This is a genomic window from Bradyrhizobium sp. USDA 3262, assembly GCF_054060035.1.
Genome location: NZ_JBSSCT010000001.1, coordinates 3,099,110 through 3,115,806 on the forward strand (window position 1 = coordinate 3,099,110; position 16,697 = coordinate 3,115,806).

The 16,697-nt window shown below is 60.5% G+C and carries 13 protein-coding genes and 2 pseudogenes; 7 read left to right on the forward strand and 8 right to left on the reverse strand.

The window, feature by feature from the left end:
* Positions 1 to 57 precede the first annotated feature (57 nt).
* Together ACVWYP_RS14395 and ACVWYP_RS14400 are read right to left on the reverse strand one after the other, a co-directional pair.
* A complete protein-coding gene (locus tag ACVWYP_RS14395) occupies positions 58 to 1,248 on the reverse strand; it encodes a pyridoxal phosphate-dependent aminotransferase (protein WP_304498933.1) in 1,191 nt (396 codons plus the stop codon).
* 228 nt (positions 1,249 to 1,476) lie between these two features.
* Positions 1,477 to 2,376: pseudogene (locus ACVWYP_RS14400) on the reverse strand (isocitrate lyase/phosphoenolpyruvate mutase family protein).
* A 609-nt stretch (positions 2,377 to 2,985) separates the two neighbouring features.
* Here ACVWYP_RS14400 and ACVWYP_RS14405 point away from each other — a divergent pair.
* Both ACVWYP_RS14405 and ACVWYP_RS14410 read left to right on the forward strand, forming a co-directional pair.
* Positions 2,986 to 3,123 (forward strand): hypothetical protein, encoded by a 138-nt coding sequence (locus ACVWYP_RS14405; protein WP_369525563.1) that lies wholly within the window; start codon positions 2,986 to 2,988, stop codon positions 3,121 to 3,123.
* A 689-nt stretch (positions 3,124 to 3,812) separates the two neighbouring features.
* A pseudogene (locus ACVWYP_RS14410) lies at positions 3,813 to 3,935 on the forward strand (cytochrome P450); the annotation flags it as partial.
* An 889-nt stretch (positions 3,936 to 4,824) separates the two neighbouring features.
* Here ACVWYP_RS14410 and ACVWYP_RS14415 read toward each other — a convergent pair.
* The 3 genes from ACVWYP_RS14415 to ACVWYP_RS14425 all read right to left on the reverse strand — a co-directional run bounded on the left by ACVWYP_RS14415 (position 4,825) and on the right by ACVWYP_RS14425 (position 7,023).
* Complete coding sequence (locus ACVWYP_RS14415) at positions 4,825 to 5,589, reverse strand: amidohydrolase family protein (RefSeq protein WP_304498935.1); 765 nt, start codon at positions 5,587 to 5,589, stop codon at positions 4,825 to 4,827.
* Between the two features lie 620 nt (positions 5,590 to 6,209).
* Positions 6,210 to 6,503 carry a helix-turn-helix domain-containing protein gene (locus ACVWYP_RS14420; protein WP_304498936.1) on the reverse strand — a complete coding sequence of 98 codons (294 nt, stop codon included), beginning with the start codon at positions 6,501 to 6,503 and terminating at the stop codon, positions 6,210 to 6,212.
* A gap of 58 nt (positions 6,504 to 6,561) precedes the next feature.
* Positions 6,562 to 7,023, reverse strand: coding sequence for a hypothetical protein (locus tag ACVWYP_RS14425; RefSeq protein ID WP_304498937.1), 462 nt, complete (start codon positions 7,021 to 7,023; stop codon positions 6,562 to 6,564).
* Positions 7,024 to 7,163: 140 nt separating this feature from the next.
* On the opposite strand from ACVWYP_RS14425, the gene ACVWYP_RS14430 reads away from it, so the two are divergent.
* Positions 7,164 to 7,535 carry a DNA -binding domain-containing protein gene (locus tag ACVWYP_RS14430; protein WP_375764182.1) on the forward strand — a complete coding sequence of 124 codons (372 nt, stop codon included), beginning with the start codon at positions 7,164 to 7,166 and terminating at the stop codon, positions 7,533 to 7,535.
* Between the two features lie 390 nt (positions 7,536 to 7,925).
* Here ACVWYP_RS14430 and ACVWYP_RS14435 read toward each other — a convergent pair whose 3' ends face one another.
* The 3 genes from ACVWYP_RS14435 to ACVWYP_RS14445 all read right to left on the reverse strand — a co-directional run bounded on the left by ACVWYP_RS14435 (position 7,926) and on the right by ACVWYP_RS14445 (position 10,681).
* Positions 7,926 to 8,207, reverse strand: coding sequence for a helix-turn-helix domain-containing protein (locus ACVWYP_RS14435; RefSeq protein WP_038388629.1), 282 nt, complete (start codon positions 8,205 to 8,207; stop codon positions 7,926 to 7,928).
* Positions 8,208 to 8,538: 331 nt separating this feature from the next.
* Entirely contained in the window at positions 8,539 to 9,450 is a 912-nt protein-coding gene (locus ACVWYP_RS14440) for a LysR family transcriptional regulator (RefSeq protein ID WP_304498938.1), read from the reverse strand.
* 388 nt (positions 9,451 to 9,838) lie between these two features.
* Complete coding sequence (locus tag ACVWYP_RS14445; RefSeq protein ID WP_304498939.1) at positions 9,839 to 10,681, reverse strand: isocitrate lyase/phosphoenolpyruvate mutase family protein; 843 nt, start codon at positions 10,679 to 10,681, stop codon at positions 9,839 to 9,841.
* A gap of 1,446 nt (positions 10,682 to 12,127) precedes the next feature.
* Here ACVWYP_RS14445 and ACVWYP_RS14450 point away from each other — a divergent pair.
* The 4 genes from ACVWYP_RS14450 to ACVWYP_RS14465 all read left to right on the forward strand — a co-directional run bounded on the left by ACVWYP_RS14450 (position 12,128) and on the right by ACVWYP_RS14465 (position 16,690).
* The gene (locus tag ACVWYP_RS14450; RefSeq protein WP_304498940.1) at positions 12,128 to 13,303 is read left to right on the forward strand and encodes an ABC transporter ATP-binding protein; all 1,176 of its coding nucleotides are present in this window, start codon (positions 12,128 to 12,130) and stop codon (positions 13,301 to 13,303) included.
* Complete coding sequence (locus ACVWYP_RS14455; RefSeq protein WP_304498941.1) at positions 13,303 to 14,265, forward strand: carbohydrate ABC transporter permease; 963 nt, start codon at positions 13,303 to 13,305, stop codon at positions 14,263 to 14,265. The genes ACVWYP_RS14450 and ACVWYP_RS14455 overlap by 1 nt, the downstream gene beginning before the upstream one ends.
* A gap of 209 nt (positions 14,266 to 14,474) precedes the next feature.
* Positions 14,475 to 15,740, forward strand: coding sequence for an extracellular solute-binding protein (locus ACVWYP_RS14460; protein WP_304498942.1), 1,266 nt, complete (start codon positions 14,475 to 14,477; stop codon positions 15,738 to 15,740).
* Positions 15,741 to 15,997: 257 nt separating this feature from the next.
* Positions 15,998 to 16,690, forward strand: coding sequence for a cyclase family protein (locus ACVWYP_RS14465; protein ID WP_304498943.1), 693 nt, complete (start codon positions 15,998 to 16,000; stop codon positions 16,688 to 16,690).
* The last annotated feature ends 7 nt before the right edge of the window (positions 16,691 to 16,697 follow it).

Genomic DNA, 16,697 nt, shown 5'->3' on the forward strand with positions numbered 1-16,697 from the left:
AAATTCAGCCTGGTGCTAACCTTCCGCAATGCTAAGCACGTCGAACCCAGCAGGACTTCAGTTCCACGAGTTCAAAGTTGCGGACAAACGCCGCAAGGCCTTGTCGAGCGAGCCAAAATCAATCCCATACGAGAGCCGGACCCCGTCTGAATCGCCAAAGATCGTGCCCGAAACCGTCGCGACACCAGCGTCCATCAGCAATACGTTAACGACGTCATCGGCGGTGAATTCGGGGCCCGGGCCCTTAGTGCTTTGCCGCCATCCTTTGAGATCTAGATAAAAGTGGAATCCGCCTTGAGCTGCGGGTTGGGGGATCGACTTCAGGGTCGAAAGAATCGAGAGCCCAAGCGTTCGCGCCTCGCTGACTTGCCGTTGAAGTTTTTGTTGGAATACGTCATCACCGGAGTCCAAATGATGGAACAGTGCATGCTGGCAAATGACATCTGGATTGCAGGCCGTATCGCGTTGTAGCGCCAGCGCGGCGTCTATAACGGATTCTGGGCCGGCGAGATAGCCGATCTGCCAGCCGGTCAGGGCGAGGGATTTGGAGAACGAATTGACGATTAGAGTGCGGTGACGCGCCGCAGGAGCAATCGACAGGATTGGATGATGGGTGTGTGGAGCATGGGCGAAGGCCCCATAGCATTCATCGAACACAATCCAGAGGTCCCGTTCGGCCGCAAGCCGCGCAATTTCGGTAAGAGTTTCGCAGTCGTAAATCGTGCCTGTCGGATTGTTCGGGGTGTTGACAACGATCGCTTTTGTCTTTGACGTAACTGCCGCAGCTAGATCCGAAGGCTTTGGAACGTAATTGTTGTCCCTTGTCTCGATGAAGATCGGCACTCCGCCTGCCAAGAGGACCTGCGCGGGGAAGGAAGTCCAATGCGGAACGGGGATGAGCACCTCATCTCCCGGATTCAGAAGCACCATCGCCGCGCTGAACAGAGCATGCTTGGAGCCGCTCGTAACTGCGACTTCGTCCGTCGACCAAGGTTGACCAGTCTCGGAGGAAATTCTGCGAGCGATCGCCTCCCGGAGCTTCGTCGTGGGGCCTGTCTCGGTGTCGCGGTTGATGCTGCGATTGATCGCGATGATCGTGCCCTCGCGCACCATCGGCGCTAGATCACTCCGGATCTCTTCGGCGGTCAGATCAATGATATGCTCGGCGCTCGCCGCAGCTGCTTTGGCCGCGGTCCACGCCGCAGCAGTGTCCAAGCGTTTAAATAGGGCCGTCCGCTCCGCCAGCATGTGCGCTCTCCATTAGCCCGGCATGTCACGATTGGTGCTGCGAGGCGAACCTGGTCGCCCCCCAAAGGGACAACCTGCTCATACTGAAGCCGACGGCGGTCATCTACTTAACTTTGTCGTTGTTCGATCGCCGCTGAAAGGCCGAGGAATTGCGACCGAAGCATGCCGTCAACTTTGATGGCCGAAGAGCTGCCGAGCCGATCGTGAGTCCGTGCGCCAAAAACGGTTTCATGTCGGCTGTCCTACAAAATCGGTGCCGCCGTCTGAGTGAAAAGCCCCGCATTGCTGCCCAGAAAAATATCGAGCTTCCGCTGGTGCCAGTTCGTCATATCTTAGCAATTCGAAGACCCCATGACGCATCGCGATAATAGGCTCAATGCTCGCAGTGTTCTCCTCGGTCATAATACGACGACAGACTTGCCGCATTGCCGCTATTGCCGCTCGCGCCGGGTGATTGGCCCAGATCACTGTGGAGATGCGAGCTTTACGATACACAGAAGATGATGTTCGATAATATTTCGTAGGAACGATCGCGATGGGCAATTTGTTCTGCCAAGCGCGCGCGAACGCAACGATCTTTGCGGCACACCTTCGCGAGTGAACGAGGATCGCGTCGGCTCCGGCATCCGGGTAAGCGTGGGCGCGCATAATTGCCTAATCCATCCCTTTACCGCCCATCAATGCCTCGATCCGGGTCACAAGAATGAAGTCTTCGGCCAATGCATCCTTCACCGCGCGCAGACGGCCGGAGAATTCGTCGACTTCGGCGAGCGGATGGCGAACGCCAACAAACGAGTTCGTCTTGGGGAAGCTGCTATCCTCCAGCGCGACACCGGCTGCGCCCGGTTGATGGAGTTTGCGTGCCAGCAGACGAGCGTTGTTGAAGTTACCCAAGTCGCCATCACCGTCGACGAGGACAGGCAGTCGGGTCGTGTCCACGATCCGCTCGGCGAGTTGGCTCCAGGACGCTTCGTTCGCGTCACGGTAACCGAGCGAGCAGGCGATCGACAGGCCAGATGCCCAAAGCCCTTTGAAGCCTGCGCGCTCGGCGATTGCGGCGGAGAGGCCGTCATGTGCGTCCATAAGAAACGATAGTTGACTGCTGGAGCAGACCTCGGCCCGCAACATGTCTGCAACTGGCGAATCAGGGGAATGATCGGACGATTGGCGAGAACAGATTGGGATTGATCTTGCATGCCAATTCCTCGCTTGATCGGCTGACTTTCATGCGGTGAAGTGCCATCCATCGGTCATGTGAATCAATTGCGAGTTTGGGTAGTTGACTGGCCCCTAGATTGTTGTGTCAAGGTGCGCAGGAACATGGCTGAGACCGAGGGTGACATGTTTCCGCCGCTCAGACCGGTCAAGTGCACGTGCAGACTCCTCGGCGATATATCGACGTTCATCCCTCGACAAGTGATGTGCTTTTGTCAATCTCGATCAATTGCCCGAAATGGTAGGTGACACAAAGAGAAAAACGGGGGATCTCGGGAGCGGGACTTGAGCCGGCGAAGCCGATCTGCGCGTTAGCTCGACACCGCTTTAGCTCGACATCGTGCTCGCGTAAGAGGTTCGAGAGCAAAGCATCAGCGCCGTCCTGGAACGTCTCTTCTGATAATACTATACGAGTTCGCCCGTAGCGAGCGCATGAGGCCGCGGACCGTCCTGCTATTGTGGCGTTGGATTGGTCCGAAAATCGAGTTCAAGTTTACGCTTTACCTCGATGATGCGCTCTGGATGACCGCCGTTCTCGAAGAGAGCATATCTCAGCGCTTGGGCGCGGCTGATAAAAAAACCACCAAAGGCGCCCCGGCGTTCGCGGGCAACCCAATTGCCGGCACGATCTCGGCCAACGAGAACAATCCGTGGGGGTGAGATACGCGAACGAGGCTCGACGGGCGACTTATGCTGCGCATGATGGAATGACATCAAGGATCATCTTCGTCGCGGCCCGCATAGGCTATTAGGGTTAAGTCGTGGCAGGCACAGAGCTGGTAGAGTACTTCAATCGCGAACCGGGTTCTCCTATCAGTTCTAGCAAGTGGGAGAGGCGCGCGTTGCCGGAGCGGGCTGGTGGCCAAAAGTGCGCGATGGTCTACTGTTGGTCCGTAGGATGTTGTTGTCGCAACGGAATGAGCCACCACCGCGGCCCGAAACGCGGACGGTGGCCTCTTGCGGCGGATGATGGAGGACGAGCCGGAGTGGGAGACAAACGCCACGGCTCGCGAGCGTCTGCCTGATCGCACGATAGATCTGGTGGTCGTCGCTTATGAAACAACCGCTACCACGTTGAACTGCCCCTGCTTGCCTCATCTCCGGACGTCCAGGAAACCCTCCGCGAGCAGATCAACAAAGGCGTCTACGGCGATGAGACCGTGCCTGCAGCCTTCGATCCGACCACGTTACTGCGCCAGGTGATCTGGGAGGCTATACAGCGTACTCTGGTTCAACATTTGCTACGTGACCAATGATGTTACGATTGAAAATTATCGTTTCGTAAAGGGCTCGGGCGTGATGCTTCTTCCTTCCTGATCAATCGGCATTCCTCATGATATTCGGAGCCGGACCGATTCCAGCCCGATCGTTACTCGAGGGGCGAAGCTGGGTCGCTTTTTCCATTCAGCAACGGCCCGCGGGTCTGCATCGGCCGCACGCTTGCGAAGCTGGAGATGCAGGCTTTTGTCTAAGGGCTGTTTCGTCGATTTAGCTTGAAGCGGCGTGCACTCCTTGCCCGATCGGGAGAGTCCTGTTGTAGCCTGATCGGGACGTGATGGTGAAGCTGACGCCGCGGAGTACTTAAGCATCCTGTTTCCGGTTCAGGTCTGCCTTGATTGAACAAGGCAGCGGCCTGCATTCTTGCGCCGCCAGCCAGCCAGAGTGGCCAATTGGTCTGCAAGAACCCCGTCATCAACAAAATAGGACGATCTTCCACGAGTTGATCACTCCTTCCGGGACACGAAGGCAAGACGTTTCGGACCGGGTGGATAACAGGCAAGTCCGCTTCGCCATGACCGTAGACTATTGATCAGCGCGCAGGCGACCGAATCAAAGTGAGCCAACAGAATCGCTGCGCGTCCTCGCGCGTAGTTTGCTGGGGCGGCTTCCTCTCGTGCACCAGCGTGTCAGATGCTCGCCGCTCGGATTGCTGCGGCTGTAGACTTTTACGCAGGACGATAGCATCCATAGAGGCCGGAGGAGGGAGCGCTGCGAGGCGATCTTTTTGGCACGAGAATTGAGATCGTCGCCGAGGGCCTCCGGGCCAGGATTGATGCTGAACCGCCTTGATCAGTTGCGGCCAGTTGTCAGGGGCTGATCCCGGATCGGCGTCGATGACTTCCAGCAAGCCAGCGTGGAGAAGTGTGCGAACACTCGATCGATCATACGGAACGGGGATAGAGGTTCGCTACGCAATCCAGAAAGAAGATCCTTCACAGGTGCTTCCGAAGAGGTTCTGACTTCTGAAGGGGCCGCTTCACTCGCCGCTAGAGTGGGCGGCGATACACTACGATGGGTTGATAGCGAAGCGCGCGGGTCTGGACCTCGGGTCGCAGCGCAAAATGCGTCCGTATGCGGGTCTTAGTTGCGGAAACCGTACAGGGCCGCTGGAGTCTCGTTCAGGATCCGTCCTCTCGCGTGCTCATCTGGAATGAGCTCCTCAAGCCAGTCCAACGTCTGCGCATAGCATGGCGCGTAGGCGTGGGCGGCTGTCACGTTTGGCCACTCCGATCCCCAGAGCAGCTGTTTCGGCCCGAGCCCCTCCAGCAGCCGCCCCGCTGCTGCCCTGGCCCAGGCATCCGGGACGCGTCCTAGTCCCGACAGCTTCACCCATACCTCGGCGCCTTCGGCGAGCGCCAAAAGCCGCTGCAGGCGCGGATCCCAAGCGGGATCGCGGGTGCTGTCCGCGAGCCCGAAGTCCCGTAACACCAGACGATGGCCGTCGGCCAGGAGCAGCTCTGCGAGGTGCTCTCGTCCTTCGAGCCCGCCGGACACCTCCAGGTGGAAGCCCAGTTGGAGGGCAGCCTCAAAGCATTCTGCCAGTTCGTCAGGATCGTCCAGGGTTAGCGCCAAGCCCGCCGCGCCCGATCGGCCCCACGCCTCCAGGACCTCAGGCGCCGGCGGTTTCAGGATGGGCGGAATGATCCTCACGGGCATTCGGGTCTGGCTCGCCTGAACGAAGAGTTCTGTCGGATCGTCGCGCAGGAAAGCGGGTTGGACCAGAACCAGCCCTGTGATCGCGCAGCCGCGCGCCGCGCTTTCCAGTCGTTCCACGGAGCCGTCGATGACGGGTGCTACCAAACGGCTCTCCTGGCGGAAGGCGTGAACCTCGCAGTCGATCCTCATTGTGCACGCCCGCCGCAGGCCGCAATCGCCAGAGCGCCAGCCAGACCGTCATACGCTCGAAACCTCAGCTCGTCGACGCTTGCCGGGCGTGCGTAGAGACACGCAAACGTCTGCTTGGGCGCGTTACGCATGACGTCCTGCCTCGTGTCCGGATCGTGGCGCTCGATCATCCGTGATCTCGCCGATAGAGCCGCGTTTCCGGGCGGAATGCTCGCGGCCATTACAGTACGGGCTCGCCGTAGATGCTGCCTTGGTTATGAACGCAGGATTTCCATCGCGAGCTTGTGGTCCTTAGCGCGAACTGGAAATGGGGACAATGGCGAGGGCGGAGGCAGATCAAATCGTTCAGTACGTTTCGGACAAAGCGGCGCGAGTTCTGCACGTCGCGGCGGGTTCACGCCTAGAATGAGACGAGTTTGAGCGGTTGACGATGTCCAACAACATTCCGCCAACCGATGCGCATCTGGCGCCAGCATTTCCGGGCGGCTCCCTCAAGCCTGACCCCATTGGGCAGAGAGCTTCGGAGAGTTTGTTCTACGTGAGCTTTCCCTGGGTCCTCGCTTGGTAAGCTTGCGACCTGCAACCAGTGCAGTTGCGGGTCCGTTGCCACAAGGTGACCCTTATCCCGGGGGCTGCTTCGTCTTACGGGATGGACGCTTCGGCTTGCGGCCTTTAGGCAAGGTCCTGGGCGGCCTCGCACCCTCCGGAGGCTCAACAAAGAATTCAGACATATGGACGCCGAGCGTTTTTGCCATTCGTTCAAGAAGATCAATTGTCGGGTTCTTCTTCTGCAGCTCGATTCCGTTCATATAGGAACGGTCAACGTCGGCGTCGTAAGCCAGCTGGTCTTGCGGAACACCGCGTTCTTCGCGGATCCGAAGCACATTCCAAGCCACCAGCGCACGAGCATTCATGCGCTCAGGCAGCCATTTGATTGTCTATCAAACCACTGGCTATAACCCTCGTATTACGTTAGCTTCGCCGGAACGAGTTGAGCCGTCTCTGCGCGTAAGCTTCAACGAGAAAGCCGGCTAGCCGGATGTCGCCGGCGGGCCAGATGAGGCGGTCCTGGCGAGCTATGGCAAGCGCATTTGATGATCTCCTGGCGACTTCCTGATGTGAAAGCCGACCGCGCCGACTGCAGGAAAGTTGCGCGGATCGTCCGGCACGTTGTTCCAGATTGCCGGCTAGCGAGCTCGCGCGGCGCTCAATCATCTGGCGCGTGCAAAATGGATCATCGACGGCGGCCGCGTGCTCGCCGTCGGCAACCAGTAGCAGGGGTCGCCGGAGTTCGTCATTGAAAAGAAAGCTTCCCCGCCCGGCTGGACGGCGCAGCCGGAACACCGACCACCAATCGGCACGTGTTTGCTGGGCCAGGCGGTACAGGGCGATCTTTTTGTTGGCAACGGGCAGCGAAGCTGACGAGCGCTGCACGGGAAGTCCGATTTCGCTTTTGAGCAACCCGGGACGGAAATCAAATGCACACCGAGGAGTGAGCGAAATGGAGGCAAACGGGACGAGACGCCTTGCCAGGGGGCTCCGCTGCCGGCTGACATCCGGCAGGAAGAATATTTTTGTCGACTGCGACCATCGGTTCCCTACGAAGCGCCTCTGAATACCGCTACAGTCGCCTGGTTCAAGGCTTTCGCATTTTGCAGGATTTTCAGGCCGTGTCGTTCGATCCCAAGGTTGCAGATCTGGCACCAAGCGCGCCCGGGCTCACGGACTACGATGAGCAACACGCTGTCACCTATATGCGTATCCTCGACGCCGAAGCCGACAACGCAGACTGGCGCGAGGTTGCACGCATCGTGCTTTGTATTGATCCCGCCCTTGAGCCTGATCGCGCCCGTCGCGCTTTCGACAGTCATCTGGCTCGTGCCAGATGGGTGGCGCGCCACGGCTACCGTCATCTGCTGCGTCGCGATCGGCCGACGAGTGAATAATCAATCAATTTCAAATGGACGCGAGGTCTTCCGAAGGTCCAGTCTCGAAGTCCGATCTCAAAAGCAGGCCGTCCCGTCAAGTGATTGGATCGATCTGGAATCTGGCGTAGCCAGAAATGGTTCCGACTGTCGCGCCTGCAATTTCCTTGCGCGAACGCGCGCGGGCACGTTCACCAGACTGCGTGCCAGACCGGATATGTGAAGGCTTTGCCTGCCGCGGGTCTGAATGACCGGTGTGTCGGGGCGCGGCTCCAGCCCCCCGGGTCCAGGCGGGCGGGATGATTGCTATTGGACCGAAACCAGCAAACGTCGTCCAGACGGGCGAGATTGTCGTTCCCGGCCAACAGGGCGGTGCCTGTCGCCGCAGCCTCGAGTATCACGCGAGCAGTGCTACCTCTTCCTGCGATGACGGCGGACCGGCTTTCGCCCCTTGCGCAAGGTCGCGGGAGCCGTCGCGCCTTTTGGTGGCTGAACGAACAACTCGGACAGATGAACATCCAGTGTTTCCGCGATACGATCGAGAAGATCGATTGTCGGGTTCGCCGATTGCCGCTCGAGACCGCTCATATAGGAACGATCGACCCCGGCATCGTACGCCAGTTGCTCCTGCGGGATACCGCGATCTACGCGGATCCGGCGGACATTCCAGGCCACGAGCGCACGAGCTTTCATGCGCCAAGGCAGCCATTCGGATGGCCATCAAACCACGGGCTATAACCGAACTAATAAAACGAGCACCGACAATGCTGATGGGTAGGGGCCGTACCCAAACAATACGATGTCCCACTGGCTCCGGATATCGCCACATCATGCCCGCCGGGCGGCGCTCACGGCATGATCAACGGTATCCGATGACGCAACTACGTCTTCTTGCCTGGAGAAACCTGCTATAAGAAGCCGGCAGCTGGCTTGCACACTCCTCTTCAACGACGGGGAGCTTTACGGCGCTAAACTATCGCGCCTGAACCCGGTCCATCAACCGGGCTTCCGGTTCTCCAAACAACTAGCAGCTCGCCTCTGGAATCGCGGCCTTTTTACAGAGCCGGGCAACCCATCGGCAAAAGGCACGGGCGATTTCGGGATTGTCACTGCGGTCGACTGCATAGGCGCGATATTGCATACCACTGGGCGTACGCGATCCCGGGATCACATGCAGCGCCCCTTCGCGCACGAGATCGCTGACGATGATTTCTGGCGCGACCAGCAGGCATTTTCCTGTCAGGACAGCCGGCAGGGCAAGGTAATTGTGGTCGTATCGCGCCCCCGACGTCATGTCGCTTGCGGTCAGATTCATTGCCCTCAGCCATGTCGGCAGGATGTCGGGCCGGGAGGTCACGTTCAGAATTGGCATTGAACGGACGATCGAGAGCGTCTTTCCCATAACATGGTTTGGGGAGCCCACGCATACGAGCGTCTCATTGTGGATCTCCCAGTCGTCGGCTGGCTCGATGACGGTCAGATCGCGGGTGATCAGGATGTCGAAATTGTCGGATGAATTCGGCGGCGACAATGAACTGATCACGTCCACGATGACGCCGTCCATCTCGGCGGAAAATGCCTGCAGATTTGGAATCAGAAACGAGTAGGCAAAGGTCGAAAGCGATGTGCGGACCACAATGCGGTTCGTGTCCGACCGGTTGCGCCGTCGCATTCTCTTCGTGGTGAAACACACCGTATCAAGGGGTTCGGCAACGGTGTTGGCAAACAGCCTTCCGAACTCCGTCAACTGGCTTCCCCGGCCTCGCCGTTCCACGAGGTCTGTACCGAGATAGTCCTGCAACACGGCCAGATAACGGCTGACGGAGCTCTGGGTTGCGCCCAATGCGCTGGCCGCACGCGTTACGCTTCCTTCCCGCGCGATGGCCACAAATACCCGGATTGCATTGAGGGGCACTTCATCCTGCTCGACGGCCATCTTCTGCTCCGGTAGCATCTGCAATGGGCTGGGTTGCCACGGATGGCCTTTGCGAAAGCGAATACTCCATCACATTATTCGATGGGTATGGTCGGAGTTCTGCTTATCAATGCTGTCGCGCGCGTGAAAGCGGCTTCTTCGTACGCTTCGTGCAGTTTGGCGCGGTATCACAATCGCGGAGGCCGTATTTCCGATGCGTATGCTGGCGCGCTGGAAAGTGTGATCCCGGTCATCGCTGTTCCGGGAATCGACAGCGCAACCAGTTTCAGGAGAGCAAAACGGCTTACCTGCATTTTCCCGCTGGCGCGGAGTGTAGGGCCCTGAGTGAAGCCGGAGCCTGGTACTGTTTCAGGATCTTGCTGTTCGGCGATGATTTCAAGTCAAATGCTCAACGAAGGAAGCGGGCTTCAGCTGCCTTGATCCCTTCGGTCCGCTGAAGTCTGAAAATCTCCTCCACAGGCAGAATATCCTTGTGCACGTTCTGGACGCCGCCATCGGCGATGATCCGGCGGAACGTTTCCTGCATGCAGGTTGCCGCGGCGCGGATGCCGTAATTGCCGTAGATCATCATGCGGATATTGCCCAGCGCCCTGGCGCGTCGGGCATCCAGATCCGGGTAGGCATTCGGTACAACCACCAGCGGCACCGCTCCGGTCCAGGCGCGCGAGAAGCTCTCGATCTCGCAGGCATCCTTCTTTTTCGAATGGATCAGAATCATGTCGGCGCCGGCTTCTGTGTAGGCCAGTGCCCGGCGCAGGGCTTCCGTCTCGCCCAGACCTGCAATCAATGCCTCGGTGCGGGCAATGACGAGAAAATCCGGGTTCCGTCTTGTTGCGGCCGCAGCCTCGAGCTTGCCCTGGAATTCTTCGATCCGCAGCAGCTCCTGCCGACCACCCGCAACAAGGCTCGTGACCTTCGGAAAGGTCTTGTCTTCGATGACAACCGCGCTGGCGCCAGCCCGCTCGTATTCACCAATTGCATGGATGACATTGATCGCATTGCCGTATCCCGTATCGATGTCGGCAACGATCGGCAGCGTCGTACGTCCGGCAATCGACCGCAGCATATCGAGATGCTGCGCCATCGAGATCAGACTCATGTCCGCGAGCCCGTAAAGCGCTGCAAGTTCGAAGCCGGAGGCCCACAGGCCATCGAATCCGGCTTCTTCGGCTAAAATCGCGGAAAGAGGGCTGTGGGCGGCCATGATGTGGACAAGGCCGATCTCGGCCATGAGGGCGCGGAGGCGTCTGGCTGGGGACATGATGAAATCTTTCATAGCTGGGAGACGGAGACGGTGATGCTGCGCTCGCACGCGGGGCGATCGTCCGGACGACGAGGCGCGAGCAAGCCGGATACGGGGTGAAGCCGCGAACCTTGCGATCCAGGACCGCGGTGCCGGTTTCCATCGCGCTTGCCGTGCGAGGCGAGGGCTTTTCGATGAAACCTGTGCAGTGAGTGGAATGCCGCAAAACCTGATCCGGCACACGGCACGAAAGCTGCCCGCCCGGATTCAGCCAGCCGGGCGCGACACCACGGCATTGCCGCGATGCGATCGTAAGGCGCGGCATGAAAACATACGATTCATCGCGGGCCGCCTCGATCGCAACCCCGTCCGGGTGGGGGCACGGTGTTGATCTCTCCACCTCCTCGGACGGATCGAGGCTGGCGACGAATTCATTCAGGACGAGGTGTCCGGCGTCACGGCTGGCTGCGATCCGGTAGTTGTTCCAACCGCGTGCAAGGTCGTTGGCACTCTTGATCGCCACGGACAGCCACGTCGTCCTGACGGAGGATCTGCCGCGCTCATGCCGGATAATCCGGATGCCTGCCTCACCGGCGAAGGTGCCGGTCCCCAAACCGGCGGCCCCCCGACTGAAGGCGAGCGGACCGGTGCTTCGGGCGCGCGGCAACTGCGTCCATGCTCCGGCATCAGGAGGCCGGACGGCATCGAGCTGGGCTGCAGCGGGCGACAAGACAGGATTCCTGAAAGAAGACATGATGATTGTTCATCTCTATCCGCGCCCGGACGCGAAGACCAATCGGGCTATCGCATTTTTTGGATCAACCAATCGAAAGTTGCGGTAACTGAGGATCGGATCTCCGCTCGGCCCTCGCGCTGACCGGCGCCAGCAGCCGAGGCAAGTGAGTACGACGAACGGCTGCTGCCATCTCGCGACATCATCGCGTGTGATGCCGCAAGCCTTGCGAGCCCGGCGGAGCCGGGCAGACGCATGAGCGGATGACAGTGCCGGTGCGATGGGCGGTGATTTGATGATATCCGGCACGCCAGGCAAGATGACGCCCAAGGTGTGCCTTGTCCGCTTCGCCGCCGTCACACTGGTATGGTGGCCGAACGGCCAACGAAAATACAGTTGTTGTCTGGACCGGCCATTCGGATCGGTCTGCCACGTTCAGATGTCCGGCGCGGCGTCGGATGCGGCCGATCGAAAACCGGACAGCAGTTCGCCTCCACCACGACGTCCGCGCGCGAGAGCCCGTACCATCGAAACGGCTCAGTCTTCCGGCGACATCGGCTGACCGGGTTGCATGTCATCGCATGATTGCAAGTTCCTATTGAGTTATTCGATGGGTGTCATCCAGCCTTAGCAATGGAGGTCTTGAAGTCGTCACGGGCTGGCGAACACGTCAGCTTTCACGATGGTCTGGAAGTGAAGTTATGGCATCCGTGCAGATTGACGGCATCCGGAAGAACTATGGCCCGACGGCGGTCTTACGCGGTGTGTCGCTGTCGATTGCGGACGGCGAGTTTCTGACCCTGTTGGGACCATCGGGATGCGGAAAGTCGACGCTGCTGCGGATTCTGGCAGGCCTCGATGTACAGGACGCAGGCTCGATTTCGATCGGCGAGCGGGCAGTGGATGGGCTGCGGCCGAAGCTGCGTGATGTCGCGATGGTGTTTCAGTCCTACGCGCTCTATCCCCATATGACGGTCGCCTCCAACATGGCGTTGCCGCTGCGGATGCGGCGCCTCTCGGCCATGCAGCGGTTGCCTGTTCTCGGCCGCCTGATGCCAGGAAGAGCGCGGATCTCTGCCGAAATCGAGGCCGAAGTAACCCGGACAGCCGGCTTGCTCGGGATCGGTCACCTCTTGGAACGCAAACCTGGACAGCTCTCCGGAGGCCAGCGGCAACGCGTCGCGGTTGGCCGCGCCATGGTGCGCCATCCCGCCGTATTCCTGATGGATGAGCCGCTGTCCAACCTCGACGCCAAATTGCGGGTGCAAATGCGCGCCGGGATCAAGGAACTGCACCAGAGGATCGGCGCCACGTTCGTCTATGTCACGCATGATCAGGCCGAGGCCATGACGCTGTCGGACCGGGTCGCGGTGATGCTCGACGGCGAGTTGCTGCAGGTCGCGCCGCCGCAGGACATCTATGCCGATCCCGATGACCGACGTGTTGCCGAATTCATCGGCTCGCCCAGGATCAACATCCTCGACGGCGTGGTGCGCGAGCGTGGCCTGATCGATGTAGCCGGATCGACGCTTCCGATCGAGGCCGATGCGCTTTCGGGCGTGGCTCTCACCCTCGGTGTTCGTCCGGAGGCTTTTCAACTCGCCGAACATCGCGGTCCGGACACATTGACCGGTTCTGTGCGCCTGATCGAGCATATGGGATCCGATCTCTTCGTGCATCTCGACCTGCCGGGCATCGATCATCCCCTGATCGCAAGGCTGCTCGCCGAACGGGCGCCCCGGATCGCGCCGGGGCAGACCTTGCATCTCGGCGTCCGGGCGGATCGCGTGCTGCTCTTTACCCGTGACGGACGTCGTTTGCGCCGCGAGGCCGGGCAGGGCCCGGGATCGGTCGCCCCGCTCCGGGAGATTGCCTGATGGGCAAAGCCGTTGCGCTTTCCGGTGCTGCCGACGGGGCGTGCCCGGCCGGTGGCGAGCCGACGTCGTCCCTTGCGGCGCGAAGACGGGTTGCTGCAGAGGTGCTGGCGGGCTGGACGCTGGTCGGGCCTGCCGCATTCCTCCTGGTCATCCTGTTCTTTCTGCCGGCGACGGGCATCTTCGTCATCGCGCTCACGGATTGGCAGTTCGGGGCGCGTTCGCTTTCCTTCGTCGGCCTCGCCAACTTCCGCGAGGTCTTTGCCGACGCCGGTTTCAGGACTTCGCTCCTCAATACGGTCTTCTACGTTTTGATGGTCGTGCCGGGCACCGTTGTGCTCGGCCTTCTGGTTGCGCTTCTTGTCGAAAGCGGCAGATCCTGCCGGTCCTTTTACCGGGCCGTTCACTTTCTGCCCTTCATGGCGACGATCACCGCCACGGCGATCGCCTGGGACGCGCTGCTGCATCCGGCGATCGGCCTCGTCAACCAGATACTCGCGGCGCTCGGCCTGCCCGTTGCCAACTGGCTGCGCGACGAGAATACCGCGCTGCCGGTGCTCGCCGTCATCGGGGTCTGGCAGAACCTCGGCTACGCCATGGTGCTGTTCCTCGCCGGCCTCAAGAGCATTCCTCAGGACCTTTATGATGCGGCCGATATAGACGGTGCGGATCGTGCGCTCGACCGGCTGCGTACCGTGACACTTCCCATGCTCGGTCCGGTCTCGATGTTCGTCGTCATCGTCGTGGCGCTGAGAGCGTTCGAGACGTTCGACACCGTGAAAGTGCTGACACAGGGCGGTCCCGGCCACGCCTCGGAAGTCCTGCTCTATACACTGTACCGGGAGAGCTTCGAATATCTGCACACCGGATATGGTGCCGCCGTTGCCGTCGTCTTTCTCGCCATCGTCGTGACGCTCACGCTCGTTCAGGCCCGCGCCATGGACAGGACGGTGCACTACCAATGAGCGCTATCACGTCTGCCAGGTGGCTCTCGCCGGTTGCCGCCATTTTTCGGGATGCCGTGCTGCCCATCACCGCGGCGGGTGGCTTCGTCGATCTGCGTCAACGGTATCGCCGCCCGCCGCGCCAGCCTGCGAAATCTTCCCGTTGCCCGGCGACATTGCGTCGGGGGAGGGGGCGGAGCTGTCAGACAACACGCCAACGGAGGCAATCGATGTTTCCTTCACGCAGGACCTTCCTGTCGATGGCAAGCGCTGCGGCCGCAACGCCGGTCCTGAGGGCCCGTGCGCATCAGCAGACGACGATCCGGGTCTGCTATTCTCCGGCCTCTCTGAGGGGACTCTATGAGGCGCTTGCGCGACGTTTCATGGAGACCCGTCCCGATATCAAGGTCGTTCTCGACAGCCCAGCCGTCGACTATGACGGCCTCGTCCAGCAGACCTTGCGGCAGAACATAACGAAGCAGCTGCCTGACATTTCCCACCAGGGCCTGAACCAGATCCGGCCCCTGGCTGATCGCCGGATAGCGGTGCCGCTTGATCGCTTCATCGCAGGCGATCCGGCGTGGAACACGATCGGCGTTCCGCAAGAAGTGACATCGTTTGCGTCATACGGCGGCAAAACCTGCGCCCTGCCGTTCGCAATTTCCGTTCCCGTGCTCTTCTACAACATGGATCTCGTGAAGCAGGCCGGCGGTGACCCTGACAACCTGCCTGACGACTGGGATGGCGTGATCGCGCTCGGCAGGAAAATCGGCGCCCTCGGCGAGGGGACCGGCGGCCTCTATGTCGAATACACCAATAACGGCTGGTCGTTCCAGACGCTGGTGGGCGCCTTCGGCGGCCGGATGATGAGCGAGGACGAAACAAGGATCAGCTTCGACGGCCCGGCCGGCCTTCAGGCGCTGCAGCTGTTGCAACGTCTCGGAAAGGAAGGCCAGCCAGGCTTTGAACGGGACCAGGCGCGGCAGGCATTCCGGGCGGGAAAGCTCGGTATCCTGTTCGGCGCAAGCAGTGCGCTCAACGGCTATCAGCAGTCGGCGGCCGGCAATTTCCGGCTGAAGGTCGGATCATTGCCGGTCTCATCGGCAAACGACAGGCTTCCGGCCGCAGGCAACGGCATTGTCATGCTGACTGATGATCCCAACAAGCAGAAGGCTTGCTGGGACTACATCAAATTCGCAGTCGGAACGGCCGGCCAGACCATCATGGTCGAGGCCACCGGCTACGTGCCGGTAAATCTTGCCGCGATCAGCGATCCTGCTGGGCTCGGCAAGTTCTTCGACGCCCACCCGGAGCATCGCATCGCCAGTCAGCGGATTGCGATGATGACAGGCTGGTTCGCCTTTCCGGGCGAGAACAACTCCAGGATCATCAAGGCCATCGAGGATCACTGCTATCTCGTGGTCTCGCAGAAGCAGGATCCGGCCGCGGCGCTCTCAAGCCTCGGGAAGGACGTCGATGCGCTGCTGCCGCACTGAGGAAGGCCGGCACGGGAGCGCCGGCGAGCCATCGTCCATGGTTGCCGATATCGCGAGATCTTTCGCGCGCCGGCAATCCTGATGTCCTGTCCGGAAATGAACGGCAGGCGATTGAGGTCTGAAGAGGTGCCAACGATCCGCGGGTTGCAGCGAGACCGGGCTCGCGCGCGGGATCTGCCTGATCCGTCGAGGGGCTCGTGTCGCGGCCAGCCACGCGGGGGGCCTCGCAAAGATACATTTACCAGGAGATGCCAGAGATGCAGCTGATCGATCTGAGCCGGGAACTTCACCATCGCGCGCCGGCGCCCCAGATGCATCCACCGATCATCATGGGCGTCTGGAACGATCACAGCGAAATCAAACAAGCCGGCGCGACGCGCTTCAGCTCGAAATCCTGGGCGCTGTCGCTCAGCGACCACTCGGGAACCCATGTGGACGCACCCTGTCATTTCAATCCGGATCCTGATGCTCCCTCGATCGACCGGATTCCACTGGAGGATTTCTATACCGGGGCGATCTGCCTCGATCTGGCGCATGTACCCTTGCGACACGAGATCACGGCCTCCGAGATGGAAGAGGCGCTCATACGATCAGGCCAGCAGATCAGGCCGCGTGACACGGTGCTCATCGACATGGGCGTCAACAGGCGTCTATGGGGTACGCCCGGCTATCTGCATGACTTCCCAGGGCTGCATGTCGATGCCGTGCACTGGCTCGCCGACCGCAAGATCCTGATGTTCGGCGTCGAGGCCATCAGCCCGGCACCGGAAGGCGAGGCCAACTACAAGGCGCACCTTGCCTGCGCGGCCCGCGGCATCACCCACATCGAGTGCATGTGGAATCTCGACAGGCTCGTCGGCAAGGGCCGGTTCCGCTTCATCGGATTTCCGCTCAGGATCCGCGGCGGTACTGCAAGCCCGATCCGTGCGGTCGCTGTCCTGGACGAATAAGGTCCGG

What these genes read in the sequence shown, in the direction of transcription:
- ACVWYP_RS14420 (WP_304498936.1), bottom strand. Translation starts at nt 6,503, where the DNA reads ATGAATGCTCGTGCGCTGGTGGCTTGGAATGTGCTTCGGATCCGCGAA.
- ACVWYP_RS14450 (WP_304498940.1), top strand. Translation starts at nt 12,128, where the DNA reads ATGGCATCCGTGCAGATTGACGGCATCCGGAAGAACTATGGCCCGACG.
- ACVWYP_RS14460 (WP_304498942.1), top strand. Translation starts at nt 14,475, where the DNA reads ATGTTTCCTTCACGCAGGACCTTCCTGTCGATGGCAAGCGCTGCGGCC.
- ACVWYP_RS14465 (WP_304498943.1), top strand. Translation starts at nt 15,998, where the DNA reads ATGCAGCTGATCGATCTGAGCCGGGAACTTCACCATCGCGCGCCGGCG.
- ACVWYP_RS14435 (WP_038388629.1), bottom strand. Translation starts at nt 8,207, where the DNA reads ATGAAAGCTCGTGCGCTCGTGGCCTGGAATGTCCGCCGGATCCGCGTA.
- ACVWYP_RS14405 (WP_369525563.1), top strand. Translation starts at nt 2,986, where the DNA reads ATGACCGCCGTTCTCGAAGAGAGCATATCTCAGCGCTTGGGCGCGGCT.
- ACVWYP_RS14455 (WP_304498941.1), top strand. Translation starts at nt 13,303, where the DNA reads ATGGGCAAAGCCGTTGCGCTTTCCGGTGCTGCCGACGGGGCGTGCCCG.
- ACVWYP_RS14415 (WP_304498935.1), bottom strand. Translation starts at nt 5,589, where the DNA reads ATGAGGATCGACTGCGAGGTTCACGCCTTCCGCCAGGAGAGCCGTTTG.
- ACVWYP_RS14440 (WP_304498938.1), bottom strand. Translation starts at nt 9,450, where the DNA reads ATGGCCGTCGAGCAGGATGAAGTGCCCCTCAATGCAATCCGGGTATTT.
- ACVWYP_RS14445 (WP_304498939.1), bottom strand. Translation starts at nt 10,681, where the DNA reads ATGGCCGAGATCGGCCTTGTCCACATCATGGCCGCCCACAGCCCTCTT.
- ACVWYP_RS14395 (WP_304498933.1), bottom strand. Translation starts at nt 1,248, where the DNA reads ATGCTGGCGGAGCGGACGGCCCTATTTAAACGCTTGGACACTGCTGCG.